The organism is Pseudomonas imperatae (assembly GCF_057128625.1).
In genome coordinates, this window is the sequence record NZ_JBSKHP010000023.1 from 97,220 (window position 1) to 110,540 (window position 13,321).

The following is a 13,321-nucleotide window of genomic DNA, read 5'->3' on the forward strand; positions in this document are numbered from 1 at the left end:
CGCTGCTACCTCAAATCACGATCAGGTCGGCTTGCAGGGCGCCGGCCTGTTTCAGTGCTTCGAGGATGGCCATCAGGTCGCTGGGCGCCGCGCCCACCTGGTTGACCGCACGCACGATCTCGTCAAGCGTGGTGCCGGGGCCGAACTTGAACATCGGCTTGGCTTCCTGCTGGGCGTTGATCTTGGAACGCGGTACCACGGCGGTCTGGCCGTTGGACAGCGGGCCCGGCTGGCTGACGATCGGGTCTTCGGTGATGGTCACGGTGAGGCTGCCGTGGGTCACGGCGGCTGGCGAAACCTTCACGTTCTGGCCGATGACGATGGTGCCGGTACGCGAATTGATGATGACCTTGGCCGGGGCCGCACCCGGGTCCACTTCCAGGTTTTCCAGCACCGAGATGTAGTCCACGCGCTGGCTCGGGTCGATTGGCGCGGTGACGCGCACCGAGCCGCCGTCGATGGCCTGGGCCACGCCTGGGCCGAGCATGTTGTTGATTTTGTCGACAATGTGCTTGGCGGTGGTGAAGTCCGAACGGTTGAGGTTCAGGGTCAGGCTGTTGCCCTGGTTGAAGCCGCTCGGCACCGAGCGTTCCACCGAGGCACCGCCGGGAATGCGGCCGGCCGACGGCACGTTGACGGTGATCTTGGAACCGTCCTTGCCCTCGGCGTCGAAGCCGCCCACCACCAGGTTGCCCTGGGCGATGGCGTAGACGTTGCCGTCGATACCCTTCAGCGGGGTCATCAGCAGGCTGCCGCCGCGCAGGCTCTTGGAGTTACCGATGGACGACACGGTGACGTCGATGGTCTGGCCAGGCTTGGAGAACGGTGGCAGGTCGGCATGGATCGACACCGCCGCGACGTTTTTCAGCTGCGTGGTGCCGGTACCGGTGGGCACCTTGATGCCGAATTGCGCCAGCATGTTGTTGAAGGTCTGCAGGGTGAACGGGGTCTGGGTGGTCTGGTCACCCGTGCCGTCCAGGCCCACCACCAGGCCGTAGCCGATCAACTGGTTGGAGCGCACGCCGGAAATGCTCGCGATGTCCTTGAGGCGCTCGGCCTGGGCGGCGCTGGCCGCTCCCAGTGCCGCGGCAGCCAGCAGGGTCACGGCCATCAGGTGCTTGAATTTACGCATGGTCGTGGACACCTAGAAAGGCCAGTAGGGGCTCATGAAGAAACGGTCAAGCCAACCGGTCTGGTTGGACTCGGCGAACGCGCCGGTGCCCGAATAGGTAATGCGTGCGTCGGCGACACGGGTCGACGACACGGTGTTGTCGGTGGCGATGTCGTCGGCACGGATCAGGCCGGCGATGCGCACCAGCTCTTCGCCGGTGTTGAGCGTCAGCCATTTCTCGCCGCGCACGGACAGGATGCCGTTGGGCAGCACGTCAGCCACGGTCACGGTGATCGAACCGGTCAGGCTGTTGGCCTGGTCGGCCTTGGCGGTGCCGTCGGTGGCGCGGGTGCCGGTGTAGCCGGCGTCCAGGCTCAGCTTGCCGCCGGTCAGCGGGTTGGTGGTGGACGCGCCGCCGCCAAACAGCGAAGTCAGGCCCAGGGAGGTGCTGGAGTCCTTGGTCAGCTTGGAGTCGGCGCTCTTGCTGGCCGCGGTCTTCTCGGCCAGGGTCACGGTGATGATGTCCCCTACCCGGAACGCCTTGCGGTCGGTGTACAGGTTCTGGTCGAAGCCGGACTGGTAAATCGAGCCGTTGTTGGACGCCGCAGGCAGCGGGGTGCGTGGCAGCACCGGCGCGTAGTACGGGTCATTGGGCTTGGGCGGCGGCGACATGCAACCCGACAACAAAGCGATCCCACTCAAGGCAAGAACACTGGACAAACGACTCATGACACTGACCTCACGATGAAGCTGGCGCCGGCGGCGCCGTGTGGCTGGATTACAGATTCTGCGTTACGTACTGGAGCATCTGGTCGGCGGTCGAGATCACTTTGGAGTTCATCTCGTAGGCGCGCTGGGTGGTGATCATGTTCACCAGCTCTTCAACGGTGCTGACGTTGGAGTTTTCCAGGGTGTTCTGCAGGGTGGTGCCGAAGCCGTTGAGGCCCGGGGTACCCACTTGCGGCGCGCCGCTGGAAGCGGTTTCCAGGTACAGGTTGCTGCCGATGGCCTGCAGGCCGGCCGGGTTGATGAAGTCAGCGGTCTGCAGGTTGCCGATCACGGTCGAGGTGGCGCTGGTGGCGGTGGTGATCGACACGGTGCCGTCGGTGCCCACGGTGAACGTCTGGGCGTTGGTCGGTACCACGATGGCCGGGTTCAGGGCGTTGCCGCTGGCGGTCACGATCTGGCCGTTGGAGTCCAGGTGGAAAGTGCCGTCGCGGGTGTACGCAGTGGTGCCGTCCGGCTGGGTGATCTGGAAGAAACCACGGCCGTTGATGGCCATGTCCAGCGGCTGGTCAGTGGTGGCCAGGCTGCCGGCGGTGAAGTTCTTCTGGGTGCCGACGATGCGCACGCCGGTACCCAGCTGCAGGCCCGACGGCAGCTCGGTGTCGGTGGTGGAGTTGGCACCTGGCTGGCGCTTGGTCTGGTACAGCAGGTCCTGGAACTCGGCGCGGTCGGCCTTGAAGCCGGTGGTCGAGACGTTGGCCAGGTTGTTGGAAATGGTCGTCAGGTTCATGTCCTGAGCGGCCAGACCGGTCTTGCTGACGTATAGTGCCGGAAGCATTCTGTTCTCCTAAGTGCGCGCCTGTTTTTCGCCGCGCCCAGTCATTTATCAGGTGTTCTGCAAGACCCGCGCCATGGACTCATCGTCCTCCTTGGCGGTGGTCATCATCTTGATGTGCAGTTCGAATTGCTTGGACAGGGCCAGCACCGAAGTCATCTCTTCCACGGCGTTGACATTGCTGGCCTGCAGGAAGCCGGAGGTCACGCTGGAGGTGGCGTCGGCCGCAGCCGGTTGGCCGTCCTTGGTGTGCAGCAAGCCGTCGGTGCCCTTGACCAGGTTGCGCGGGTCGGGCTTGACCAGCTTGATGCGGTCCACCTGGGCCATCACTTCCGGGCCCTGGCCCATGGAGCGAACGCTGATGGTGCCGTCGGCACCCACCTCGATCTGCTGCTGGGGCGGCACGGCAATCGGACCGCCGTTGCCCATGACCGGCAAACCATTGCCGTCGCGCAGCACGCCCAGGGCGTCGACGTTCATGCTGGCCATGCGCACATAGCCCTCGCTGCCGTCAGGCGATTGCACGGCGATGTAGCTGTCGCCGTCGGCGGCCACGTCCAGGTCACGACCGGTTGCCACCATGGCACCGGGGGTGAAATCGGTGCCGGGGTTTTCGGTCATGGCGTAGGCGCGCGAGGCGTATACGTCGCCAAACACCGGCATGGAGCGGGCCTGCTCGAGGTCGCGCTGGAAGCCGTTGGTGGAAACGTTGGCCAGGTTGTTGGCGTGAGCCTTCATGGCCAATGAGTTCTGATTGGCCCCGCTCGTAGCCACGTAAAGCATTTTGTCCAAGGTATGTCTCCCATGACGGGCGAATGCCGCCGACCACTGTTCTGAATGGGATATAGCAACAAGCGGGCCAAGGTTGGAAAAGCCTTTGTGTGCCCGGTGTTACAGGGTGATTGCCAAGGTTGGCGCCCTACCCCGCCCCTGGCCGAGTCGGAAAAACGGCGCGTGGCTGCCGGTTGGCGGCAAGGGGCGCCAGAAAACCGGAGCCGCTCCCCTGTAGCAGCGGCCGCAGGCCGCGTCATTGACGCCGCCACTTCGCCTGACACACCGAGGCGTATGCGACGCCGCCTTCGGCAGCTGCTACGGGTGAGCGGGCACAAAAAAACCCGGGCTTTGGGCCCGGGCTTTGTAGTGCTGCCGACAACTATCAAGTCATCTGGATAGTGGTCTGCATGATGGTGCTTTCGGTGGAGATGGTCTTGGCGTTGGCCTGGTAGTTGGACTGCGCCTTGATCAGGTTCACCAGCTCAGCGGTCAGGTCGACGTTGGAGTCTTCCAGCGACGAGGCGCTCAGCGAGCCCATGGTGCCGCTGCTAGGGGTGCCGATCACCGGCACGCCCGAGGCGTAGGTTTCACGCCAGTCGGTGCCACCGGCCGGGCTCAGGCCCTGCACGTTGGCGAAGTTGGCCAGGGCCACCTGGCCGATGACGTTGGTCTTGCCGTTGGTGAAGGTAGCGGTCAGCTGGCCGGTGTCGCTCACCGACAGGGCCGACAGCTCGCCGGTGGCGTAGCCGTCCTGGTCCTTGGCAGTCGTCGCCGAGGTGGCGTTGTACTGGGTCAGGTTGGACATGTCCAGGGTGATATTCGCGGTAGCGGAAGCACCGTTGGAGGCGTAGGTACCGTCGCTCTGCTCGGCAGCAGGCACCCAGCCGGCGAGGCTGAAGGTACCGTCGGCGTTCACGGTCAGGCCACCGGTCACGGCGCCGGCGGTGTAGCTGTACGAACCGTCGGAGTTGAAGGTAATCGGGTTGGCCAGCGGCGTGGTGGACGTCGGGTCAGTCGGGTTCACGCCGTCGATGGTGGTGTACATGGTCCAGCTGTTGGACGTGTCATCCTTCACGAAGTACTGGTTCAGCTGGTGGGCGTTGCCCTGGCTGTCGTACACATCGGTGTTGAAGGTGTAGTTGTAGCTGCTGGTGTTCGAGGCAGTGAACGGGCTGACGGTCGGGGCGGTCGCACTGGAGTTCAGGTTGACGGTTTCCGAGATGCTGCTGGTCGCCTTGGGCGCCAGGTTGGACGTGTCGATGGCCAGGTTCGACAGCACGCCCGAGGTCAGCTTGCCGGTGGAGTCGGTGGTGTAGCCCTGCAGGTTGTTGCCGCTGGCATCGACGATGTTGCCGGACTTGTCGCTGTAGAAGGCACCGGCACGGGTGTACAGCTTCGAGCCGTTGTCGCTGAGCACGAAGAAACCGTTGCCGTTGATGGCCATATCCAGGCTGTTGCCGGTGGACTCGATGTTGCCCTGGGTGAACTGCTGCGACACGGCGGCAGTGGTCACGCCGCTACCGACGGTGGTCTTGCCCGAGGTGCCACGGATGGACTGGGCATACTGGTCGGCGAATTCGGTGCGCGACGATTTGAAACCGGTGGTGGCGACGTTGGCAATGTTGTTGCCGGTGACGTCCAGGGCTTTGTTGGCAGCTGCCAGGCCACTGAGGCCGACGTTGAAAGACATAAGTTCACTCCTGCGCCGTAGCCGGCATTAAATTCCGATGGTTTGGACAGACGACAGGCCAACGCTGGTGCCGGTCGCAAGGTTCAGCGTCATTTCGCCGCCGCTGGTGGTGGCCATGGTCACGCTGTTCACGGTGTTCGGCAGGTTGGTGGTCATCACGGTCGAGGTGTCGTTCACGGTGGCGACTGCCTTGAAGGTGTAGGTGCCCGAGTCAACGGTGTTGCCGTCGCCGTCCTTGCCATCCCAGGTGAAGGTGTAGGTGCCGGCCGACTGGGTACCCATGTCCAGGGTACGCACCAGGGTGCCGTCACTGCTGTAGACGCCAATCGTGTTGCTGGTGCTGGAGTCGGTCAGGTTGACCGAGCCGGTCATGCCCTTGCTGGTGTCGACGTCGGCGGTGGTGCCGGTGACGGTGACCGAGTGGCCCACCAGCGAGGACGCCTGCAGGGCCTGGGACGACTGGTACGAGGTGAGGATGGTGCTCACCGAGTCGTTGAGGCTCTGCATGCTTTCCAGGCTGCTGAACTGGGCCAGTTGCGAAACGAATTCGCTGTTGTCCTGTGGGTCCAGGGGGTTCTGGTTCTGCATCTGGGTAACCAGCAGTTGCAGGAACGCGTCCTTGCCCAGCGCACTGCCCGCGGTACCGGTGGAGCTGTCGGTGGTACTGGTGGTTTTCTGCAGTGACGTCAGGACGGACGAAGCCGAGGTGCTGTCAGTTGTTGTGGTCATGTTCTTGCGCCCCTATCACTGACCCAGGGTCAGGACTTTCTGCATCATGGTTTTCGCGGTATTCATGATGTCCGCGTTGGTCTGGAACGAACGGCTGGCAGAGATCATGTCAGCCATCTCCTCCACCACGTTGACGTTCGGGTAGTACACGTAGCCGTCTTTGTTGGCCGCCGGGTTCTTGGGCTCGTAGCGAGCTTCCAGGTTGCTTTGGTCCTCGATCACGCCCGACACCTGCACGCCGCTGCCGGCGGCATCCTGGTCCTGGAACAGCGAGCCGCTGTCGCCGGTGGACTGGGTCTGGTCGAACACAGTGGCGAACACCGGGTGGCGCGCGCGGTAGGTCTGGTCGATGCTCGACGAGACGGTCTCGGCGTTGGCGATGTTACTGGCGACGGTGTTCAGGCGAGTGGTCTGGGCACTCATGCCGGTACCGGCAATGTTGAAAACGCTGGCTAGAGACATGAATCACTCCCCACGGATGGCTGACACCAGCCCTTTGAATTTGGCGTTGAGCAGGGTGAAGCTGGCCTGGAAGTTCACCGAGTTCTGCGCGTAGTTGGCTTGTTCCACCTGCGCGTCAACGGTGTTCTGGTCCAGCGACGGCGAGCTGGGGGTGCGGTACAGCAATTGCTGGTCACCCATGCTCAGGCCCTCGGCCTCGATGTGCTTGTCGTTGGTCCGCTCCAGCTCGAACGTGCCGTTCTGGCGCTTGTCGCCTTCGGCCTGCAGCACGGCGGCAAAGTCCAGGTCACGCGCCTTGTAGTTGGGCGTGTCGGCGTTGGCCAGGTTGTTGGCCAGCACTTCGGCGCGCTGGGCGCGGAACGCCAGTGCCTGTTCGTGGATGCCCAGCGCTTTGTCGAAACTGATGCTCATGGTGGAAACCTTTAAACGGCGGACCGGATGTTGGTGACAGAGAGATAGCAAGGCCCGTGCCAAACTTTAAAAGGCCCGGTTTTGCTGGGGATGAGGCAAAGTGGCAAGCGGCAATGCCAGAAAAGCGGCAAGCGGGTTCCGCTGGGTGCCAACAAAGCGGCAATACCCGATTGCCGCTTTGCATGGCCCGGAACACCACCCCGTAGCAGCTCCCACAGTATGTAGCAGCTGCCGAAGGCTGCGTCCCCACCCCAAACGCCAAAAACAACAAAGGCCCCGAAGGGCCTTTGCGTTATTTCGCCTGGTAGATGATGCCCGGGCTGCACTGGACCATCTGGTAATGGTCCGGCAAGCCGTTCAGCGCCTCGGACGCGCCAAGGAACAGGTAGCCACCTGGCTTGAGGGTGCCATGGATGCGCATCAGGATGTCTTTCTTCACCTGGGCAGAGAAGTAGATCAGCACGTTGCGGCAGAACACCACGTCGAACTTGCCCAGCGCCGCGTAGCTGTCCAGCAGGTTGAACGAGCGGAACTCCACGCGGCTGCGAATCGGCGCCTTCACCGCCCAACGGCCAGGGCCCTTGGTGTCGAAGTAGCGCTGCAGGCGGTCCGCCGACAGGCCGCGGCCGATGGCCAGGCTGTCGTACTCGCCGCTCTTGCAGTTGGTGAGCATGGAACCGGACAGGTCGGTGGCGACGATCTGCGCACCGGCCTTGAGCTGGCCCAGGTTGGTACGCTCGAACTCGTCGATGGTCATGGACAGCGAATAGGGCTCCTGGCCCGAAGAGCAGGCCGCCGACCAGATGCGCAGGCGCTGGCCCGGCGCGTTCTTGACGAACTCGGGGATGACCTTGTTCTTCATCACCTCGAAGGGGTAGGTATCGCGAAACCACAGGGTCTCGTTGGTGGTCATGGCGTCCACCACCTGCTCGCGCAGGCCACTGCGCGGCTGGGTCTGGATGCGCTGCACCAACTCGCCCAGGGACTTGATGCCCTGCTGTTCCATCAGCTTGTTGAGACGGCTGGAAACAAGATATTGCTTATTCTCGCCCAACAGAATGCCACAGGCTTTTTCCAGGAAGACCCGGAACTGTTCGAAATCCAAATTACCCGTAGACAATGGTGCCGCCTCTCAAATCGTCGTTCGTGCCTGGGGCATTATGCCCCGGGCGTTAGCCTGCTGCCTTGATCCGGTCAACCACGCGCTGGGCCAGGTCATCCGGCCGGAACTTGGCCAGGAAATCGTCTGCCCCCACCTTCTTCACCATCGCCTGGTTGAACACCCCCGACAGGGAAGTATGCAGGGTGATGTGCAGGTTCTTCATGCGTGGGTCGCTGCGGATCTCCGCAGTCAAGGTATAGCCGTCCATCTCGGGCATTTCGATGTCGGAGATCATCATGAGGAATTCTTCCTCGGGATGCTTGCCTTCATCCACCAGCTTGCGCAGGTAATCCAGCGCCTGCCGCCCGTCGTTCAATGCCACCACTTCCACGCCCACGGTCTGCAGGCAACGGGTCACCTGCTTGCGCGCCACCGACGAGTCATCCACGGTCAACACCCGCAGCGACACCGCCTTGTGCTGGGTTTCCTCATCCACCACGCCGACGGAAATCGATTCGGAGGTGGGCGCCACTTCCGCGAGGATTTTCTCCACATCGATGATTTCGACGAGCTTGTTGTCCACCCGAGTCACGGCCGTGAGGTAATGATCACGACCCGTGCCCTTGGGTGGCGGATGAATCTCTTCCCAGTTCATGTTGACGATGCGTTCTACCGAGTGCACCAGGAAGCCCTGGATCTTGGTGTTGTACTCCGTGATGATCACGAAGGTGTTCTTGATGTCCTGCAGACCGGGCGCACCGGTTGCCATTGCCAGATCGAGGATCGGGATGGTCGCCCCACGAATATTCGCCACACCGCGCACTACCGGGCTGGACTTGGGCATCACGGTCAGGTTGGGGCATTGCAGCACCTCCCGCACCTTGAACACGTTGATGCCATACAGCTGCGAACCGTTGAGCCGGAACAACAAGAGTTCCAGGCGGTTCTGCCCTACCAGTTGAGTGCGCTGGTTCACCGAATCCATTACACCAGCCATGCCCGTGACTCCTTAAACCTTCGCGTGGATCGTACCTGAACATTGAGTCGGCACGACCCTTGCTTTTTGTAATGTATGAACGCAAAAACGACATTTTCCCGACGCATGGCACAGAGACTACTCTGCGGATTCGCCGTGTTGTGCATTTTTGGATTCGGCGGTGCCTCCCAGGCCGAAGAGTTCACAACTCCTGAGCAGCTTATCGGTACCACCCAGGGTTTTCTTGAGTTCACCGTAGAAGATTATCTGGCAACCAGCCAGACCGAAGGTCGCTACGAGATACAGGTCAACCCGCTTGACCCGCGCCTGCGCATGGGGCTATGCGACAAGGAATTGACAGCGGCGCTGCAAAGCCCTGCCACACCTATAGGCCGCGTGTCGGTGCGCGTGCGTTGTGACGGCAGCTCGCCCTGGACGGTGTTCGTGCCCGCCCAGGTGAAGCTGTTCCGCGACGTGGTGATCACCACTCGCCCGCTCAAGCGCGACAGCGTCATCGAGGACGGCGACGTGGCCATGCGCGAACGCGACGTCGGGCTGCTGCCCCAGGGGTACCTGACGGCACTGGATCAGGCGGTGGGCCAGAAGCTTCTCCGACCAACGGTAAACGACCAGGTATTGAGCCCTGCCCACGTGGAAGCGCCCGACACCATCAAGAAAGGCGACAACGTGGTGATCACCGCCACCACCGGCACCCTGGCGGTGAAAATGCCCGGCGAGGCCTTGTCCAAAGGGGCCATGAGCGAGCAGATCCGGGTACGCAACCTGAACTCCAATCGCGTGATCAAGGCCCGCGTCACCGGCCCGGGCCAGGTGGAAGTGGCTATGTAAACGCTGGCGGTTCGCGGCGTATTTTCCTAGACTGGGAGCATCGCAGCCCCCAGTTCTGGCGCATCGGCGCTTTGTATCAAAGTGCCTAAAGTTATTCGGGGTTTGGCCGAAAACAAGGCAAGCGTCCAAATACCCAGAGGTTTTTCATTATGGTTATCGACTTCAGTCGTTTGAACAGTTCCTCGCAGGTGTCGACCTCGACACGTACGAGCGGCACCAAGGACACCGCCACCGATACATCGGTGAGCACCGACACGTCCGCGGCCACCACTGCGTCCACTGGCAGCGCCAGCGGCGGGGAATCCGTACACCTGAGTTCCGAGGCTCAGCAGTTGCAGAAAATCACTGACAAGCTGCGCGACCAGCCGACTGTCGACAGTGCCCGCGTGGCGCAGTTGAAAGCCGCTGTTGCCGATGGCAGCTATAAAGTGGATAGCAGCCGCGTAGCCAGCAAACTGCTAAATTTCGAAGCCCAGCGCTAGGGCCCTCGCCCTGCGCCGAGGCTTCTGGACGCTTGAATACCAGAGCCAGCCATGCACGACAGAAACCTACTGCTGTTGATTGAAGAAGATATTGCTCCGGCGCAGCAGCTGCTCGCCCTGCTCCAGCAAGAGTCGCTGGCCCTGCAGGGCCGCGATATGCCGCTGCTGGAAAATATCCTGGCGCACAAACAGTCGTTGATCGTTCTGCTCGAACAGCATGGCCGTAAACGCACCGAGATACTGCTCAATCTCAAGTTGACCGCTGACCGTAATGGCCTGGAAACCCTGGCCCAACACACGCACCTTGGAGCCGACCTCCTGGCTCGGGGCGATCTGCTCACGGGGTTGCTGGCAGACTGCCAGGCAGTGAATGAGCAGAACGGCAAGCTGATTCGCCTGGAACAACTCGCGACCGCCAATCAAATGCGCATCCTCATGGGCGGTGAACCCCCCTCGCTTTATGATGCCCGAGGCACCACGTCAAAACTGGCCAAGCCTCGTCCGCTTAGTCAGGCTTGACCTTCCTTACCAAGGCGTGGAACATGCTGCCATAAAGCCAGCACCTGCGTGTGTCGTTTTTTGCCTGGAGATTGATAAACCGTGTTCAATGCCACAAACGCGGAAGACGCTCCGCAGCCCCCCAAGGTGCTGACAACGCCCCTGGAAATCGCCGCCAACCTGCGTGCGCTGCTGCAGAGCCATGATCCTTTGATCATCACCTTTCATGAGCGCAGCCAGCGCTTCCAGACCTACCTGGTCGAACTGGACAAGGACAGCAATGTCCTGGCGTTCGACGAGATGATCCCGCGCGACGGCGAGAAATTCCTCGCCGCCGGCGAGCCTTTCAAGGTGGAAGGCTTCCATGATGGCGTGCGCATCGCCTGGGACGTCAACGACGTCCTGACCATCGACGAGAACGACGGCGGCCGCGTGTACCACGGCCCGCTGCCGACCGAGGTGGTCTACCACCAGCGCCGCAATGCCTTCCGCGCCGCGCTCAAGCTGGCCCACCTGGTGGACGTCGAGATTGCCGGCGAGAAGCTCAAGGGCGAGTTCGTCGGCAAGTTGCTGGACATCTCCGCCACCGGCTGCAAGCTGCGTTTTGAAGGCGACATCTCCGAGCGCCTGCAGCTGGGCCAGGTGTATGACCGCTTCGTGGCCAACCTGCCGTTCGGCAAGATGACCGCTCCGGTCGAGCTGCGCCACCTGCACTTCGAGGAGCGCATCAACACCACGTTCGCCGGCATGCGCTTCCATAACATGACCGGGCTGGTGCAGCGCCAGGTAGAGCGCTTCGTGTTCGACCTGCAGCGCGAGGCGCGGCGGTTCGACAAGGACGATTACTGAGTTGATCGCCCCATGAAAAAAGGCCCGGTATTGAATACCGGGCCTTTTTTGTTGCGCCGCCTTATTGCTCTTCTTCGCTCAGGCTGCGGCCTACCACCTTCTTGCCGTCACCCATCTCCGCGGCCTCGTCCAGCTCGTCGGCCATAGGCTCGACCTGGACGTCCACCGGCGCTTCGGGCGTGTGCTCGTTGCTGACGTGCATCTGGTCGTGCACCGACTGCTCGTCCACCCGTGGGTCCAGGGCGGCCACCAGCGGCGAACTGGTCATGCTGTCCGGCATGGCCACGTGATGCAGCGGCGCGTCGTCCACCTGGTGCAGGTTGGTGACGGCCTTGGGCCGGATACGCCACACCAGCACGAAGGCAAAGAAGCTGAAGAACGCATAGAGCATGTGGCTGCCGAACGACTTCATCAGCACGCCGGCCGCCAACGGCCCGACACTGGCGCCCACGCCGTAGGTCACCAGCAGCATGGCCGTCAGCGAGACACGGCGGTCAGGCTCGACGTGGTCGTTGGAGAAGGCGTTGGCCAGCGGGTACAGGCAGAACTGCAGCAGCGACACCAGGAAGCCGACGCCGAACAGCACTTCCAGGGGCACGCTGGGCATTATGGCCAGCGGCAACGCGGCAATGGCCAGGCAGAAGGCGAAGGTGCGGATCAGCACGGCGCGGTCGTAGCGGTCGGACAGCCAGCCCAGCGGCCACTGCACCAACAGCCCGGCAAAGATGCAACAGCCCATGAACAGGCCGACCTGCTCGGTGCTCAGGCCCTGCTGGGAGGCGTACAGCGGCGCCAGGCCGTAGAACGAACCCACGATCAACCCTGAGCCCAGTACGGTGCTCAGGGACTGCGGTACGCGCTTGAGGAAGAAGCGTGGCTCCATGGGCGCCGGCTTCAGCGGCGCCGGGTGGATGCGCTGGGTCATGGCCACCGGCACCAGGCACAGGGCGAAGCACAGGGCCACCAGCATCAGCAGCTCAGGGCCCAGCTGCGGGTGCACCACCAGGATCAGCTGCCCCAGCACCAGGCCCAGGTAGGAGGCGATCATGTAGCCACTGAACACCGCGCCACGCTGCTTGGCGTCGGCCTGCTCGTTGAGCCAGCTCTCGATGACCATGTACTGGCACATCATGCCCAGGCCCACGATCATCCGCAGGAACAGCCAGGCCGGCAGGTAGTCCACCAGGCCGTGGCCCAGCACCGCCGCACAGACAATGCCGGCACAGGTGGCATAGGCACGGATGTGCCCTACCCTCCCGATCAGCCGGTGGCCGATCTTGCCACCCAGCACCAGGCCGAAATAGTTGGCGGCCATCAAGGCCCCCACCCATAGGCCATCCACTTGCTCGGCAGCCAGGCGCAGGGCCAGGTAGGTGCTTAGCAGGCCCGAGCCGATCAACATCATCAACGCGGCGAAATACAACGCTCGAAAAGGTTTCCAGATCTGGCGCATCGGCGTTCCGAGCGGCTCCTTGAGGTCGGGTGGCAAATTACGCTACAGGGTAGGTTGCCTGACGCGGATTTGCATGCGATTTCGAACCTCGCCACAACAATGTCCGTAGCAGCGGCCGCAGGCCGCGTCCGGGGTTTGCAGGGTGCCCGGTCGTTACGCGGGGGCTTTGGACGCGGCCTGTGGCCGCTGCTACGTGCGGTGTACCTGACATGGCGCCCACGCGCCCCCGTAGCAGCGGCCGCAGGCCGCGTCCAAGGACTTTTTGCGCACGCCAAAAAGACAAAACCCCCACCTGCGTTAGCAGATGGGGGTTTCGGAATTTAATCTTGACGATGACCTACTCTCACATGGGGAAACCCCACACTACCATCGGC

The 13,321-nt window shown here is 62.6% G+C and carries 15 protein-coding genes; 4 read left to right on the forward strand and 11 right to left on the reverse strand.

The window, feature by feature from the left end:
• Nucleotides 1-10 precede the first annotated feature (10 nt).
• The 10 genes from ACWKWX_RS24785 to ACWKWX_RS24830 form a co-directional block, all read right to left on the reverse strand.
• Complete coding sequence (locus tag ACWKWX_RS24785) at nucleotides 11-1,132, reverse strand: flagellar basal body P-ring protein FlgI (protein WP_416426119.1); 1,122 nt, start codon at nucleotides 1,130-1,132, stop codon at nucleotides 11-13.
• A 12-nt stretch (nucleotides 1,133-1,144) separates the two neighbouring features.
• Nucleotides 1,145-1,840 carry a flagellar basal body L-ring protein FlgH gene (gene flgH / locus ACWKWX_RS24790; protein WP_027981699.1) on the reverse strand — a complete coding sequence of 232 codons (696 nt, stop codon included), beginning with the start codon at nucleotides 1,838-1,840 and terminating at the stop codon, nucleotides 1,145-1,147.
• 49 nt (nucleotides 1,841-1,889) lie between these two features.
• Nucleotides 1,890-2,675, reverse strand: a complete 786-nt coding sequence (flgG, locus tag ACWKWX_RS24795; protein WP_416426120.1) for a flagellar basal-body rod protein FlgG — start codon at nucleotides 2,673-2,675, stop codon at nucleotides 1,890-1,892.
• Nucleotides 2,676-2,723: 48 nt separating this feature from the next.
• A complete protein-coding gene (locus ACWKWX_RS24800; protein WP_416426121.1) occupies nucleotides 2,724-3,464 on the reverse strand; it encodes a flagellar basal body rod protein FlgF in 741 nt (246 codons plus the stop codon).
• Nucleotides 3,465-3,828: 364 nt separating this feature from the next.
• Nucleotides 3,829-5,136 carry a flagellar hook protein FlgE gene (flgE, locus tag ACWKWX_RS24805; protein ID WP_483829198.1) on the reverse strand — a complete coding sequence of 436 codons (1,308 nt, stop codon included), beginning with the start codon at nucleotides 5,134-5,136 and terminating at the stop codon, nucleotides 3,829-3,831.
• Nucleotides 5,137-5,163: 27 nt separating this feature from the next.
• Complete coding sequence (locus ACWKWX_RS24810; RefSeq protein ID WP_483829199.1) at nucleotides 5,164-5,865, reverse strand: flagellar hook assembly protein FlgD; 702 nt, start codon at nucleotides 5,863-5,865, stop codon at nucleotides 5,164-5,166.
• Nucleotides 5,866-5,880: 15 nt separating this feature from the next.
• On the reverse strand, nucleotides 5,881-6,327 hold the full coding sequence (gene flgC, locus ACWKWX_RS24815; RefSeq protein ID WP_473004016.1) for a flagellar basal body rod protein FlgC: 447 nt from the start codon (nucleotides 6,325-6,327) through the stop codon (nucleotides 5,881-5,883).
• A 3-nt stretch (nucleotides 6,328-6,330) separates the two neighbouring features.
• Entirely contained in the window at nucleotides 6,331-6,738 is a 408-nt protein-coding gene (flgB, locus tag ACWKWX_RS24820) for a flagellar basal body rod protein FlgB (RefSeq protein ID WP_416426124.1), read from the reverse strand.
• A 292-nt stretch (nucleotides 6,739-7,030) separates the two neighbouring features.
• The gene (gene cheR, locus ACWKWX_RS24825; protein ID WP_416426125.1) at nucleotides 7,031-7,858 is read right to left on the reverse strand and encodes a protein-glutamate O-methyltransferase CheR; all 828 of its coding nucleotides are present in this window, start codon (nucleotides 7,856-7,858) and stop codon (nucleotides 7,031-7,033) included.
• Between the two features lie 52 nt (nucleotides 7,859-7,910).
• On the reverse strand, nucleotides 7,911-8,837 hold the full coding sequence (locus ACWKWX_RS24830; protein WP_416426126.1) for a chemotaxis protein CheV: 927 nt from the start codon (nucleotides 8,835-8,837) through the stop codon (nucleotides 7,911-7,913).
• A 75-nt stretch (nucleotides 8,838-8,912) separates the two neighbouring features.
• Here ACWKWX_RS24830 and flgA point away from each other — a divergent pair, with 75 nt between their 5' ends.
• From flgA to ACWKWX_RS24850, 4 genes are all read left to right on the forward strand, one after another.
• Entirely contained in the window at nucleotides 8,913-9,665 is a 753-nt protein-coding gene (gene flgA / locus ACWKWX_RS24835) for a flagellar basal body P-ring formation chaperone FlgA (RefSeq protein WP_416426127.1), read from the forward strand.
• A 149-nt stretch (nucleotides 9,666-9,814) separates the two neighbouring features.
• Nucleotides 9,815-10,147 carry a flagellar biosynthesis anti-sigma factor FlgM gene (gene flgM / locus ACWKWX_RS24840; protein WP_483829200.1) on the forward strand — a complete coding sequence of 111 codons (333 nt, stop codon included), beginning with the start codon at nucleotides 9,815-9,817 and terminating at the stop codon, nucleotides 10,145-10,147.
• 51 nt (nucleotides 10,148-10,198) lie between these two features.
• Nucleotides 10,199-10,666, forward strand: a complete 468-nt coding sequence (locus tag ACWKWX_RS24845) for a flagella synthesis protein FlgN (RefSeq protein WP_483829201.1) — start codon at nucleotides 10,199-10,201, stop codon at nucleotides 10,664-10,666.
• A gap of 81 nt (nucleotides 10,667-10,747) precedes the next feature.
• Nucleotides 10,748-11,494: a flagellar brake protein gene (locus tag ACWKWX_RS24850; RefSeq protein ID WP_416426130.1), complete on the forward strand. Its 747-nt coding sequence runs from the start codon at nucleotides 10,748-10,750 to the stop codon at nucleotides 11,492-11,494.
• 61 nt (nucleotides 11,495-11,555) lie between these two features.
• Here the strand turns inward: ACWKWX_RS24850 and ACWKWX_RS24855 are convergent, their stop codons facing one another.
• Nucleotides 11,556-12,947, reverse strand: coding sequence for an MFS transporter (locus ACWKWX_RS24855; protein ID WP_476299558.1), 1,392 nt, complete (start codon nucleotides 12,945-12,947; stop codon nucleotides 11,556-11,558).
• Nucleotides 12,948-13,321 lie beyond the last annotated feature (374 nt).

What these genes read in the sequence shown, in the direction of transcription:
- flgM (WP_483829200.1), top strand. Translation starts at nt 9,815, where the DNA reads ATGGTTATCGACTTCAGTCGTTTGAACAGTTCCTCGCAGGTGTCGACC.
- ACWKWX_RS24855 (WP_476299558.1), bottom strand. Translation starts at nt 12,947, where the DNA reads ATGCGCCAGATCTGGAAACCTTTTCGAGCGTTGTATTTCGCCGCGTTG.
- flgH (WP_027981699.1), bottom strand. Translation starts at nt 1,840, where the DNA reads ATGAGTCGTTTGTCCAGTGTTCTTGCCTTGAGTGGGATCGCTTTGTTG.
- flgA (WP_416426127.1), top strand. Translation starts at nt 8,913, where the DNA reads ATGAACGCAAAAACGACATTTTCCCGACGCATGGCACAGAGACTACTC.
- flgG (WP_416426120.1), bottom strand. Translation starts at nt 2,675, where the DNA reads ATGCTTCCGGCACTATACGTCAGCAAGACCGGTCTGGCCGCTCAGGAC.
- ACWKWX_RS24845 (WP_483829201.1), top strand. Translation starts at nt 10,199, where the DNA reads ATGCACGACAGAAACCTACTGCTGTTGATTGAAGAAGATATTGCTCCG.
- ACWKWX_RS24830 (WP_416426126.1), bottom strand. Translation starts at nt 8,837, where the DNA reads ATGGCTGGTGTAATGGATTCGGTGAACCAGCGCACTCAACTGGTAGGG.
- flgE (WP_483829198.1), bottom strand. Translation starts at nt 5,136, where the DNA reads ATGTCTTTCAACGTCGGCCTCAGTGGCCTGGCAGCTGCCAACAAAGCC.
- ACWKWX_RS24810 (WP_483829199.1), bottom strand. Translation starts at nt 5,865, where the DNA reads ATGACCACAACAACTGACAGCACCTCGGCTTCGTCCGTCCTGACGTCA.
- flgB (WP_416426124.1), bottom strand. Translation starts at nt 6,738, where the DNA reads ATGAGCATCAGTTTCGACAAAGCGCTGGGCATCCACGAACAGGCACTG.
- flgC (WP_473004016.1), bottom strand. Translation starts at nt 6,327, where the DNA reads ATGTCTCTAGCCAGCGTTTTCAACATTGCCGGTACCGGCATGAGTGCC.
- ACWKWX_RS24785 (WP_416426119.1), bottom strand. Translation starts at nt 1,132, where the DNA reads ATGCGTAAATTCAAGCACCTGATGGCCGTGACCCTGCTGGCTGCCGCG.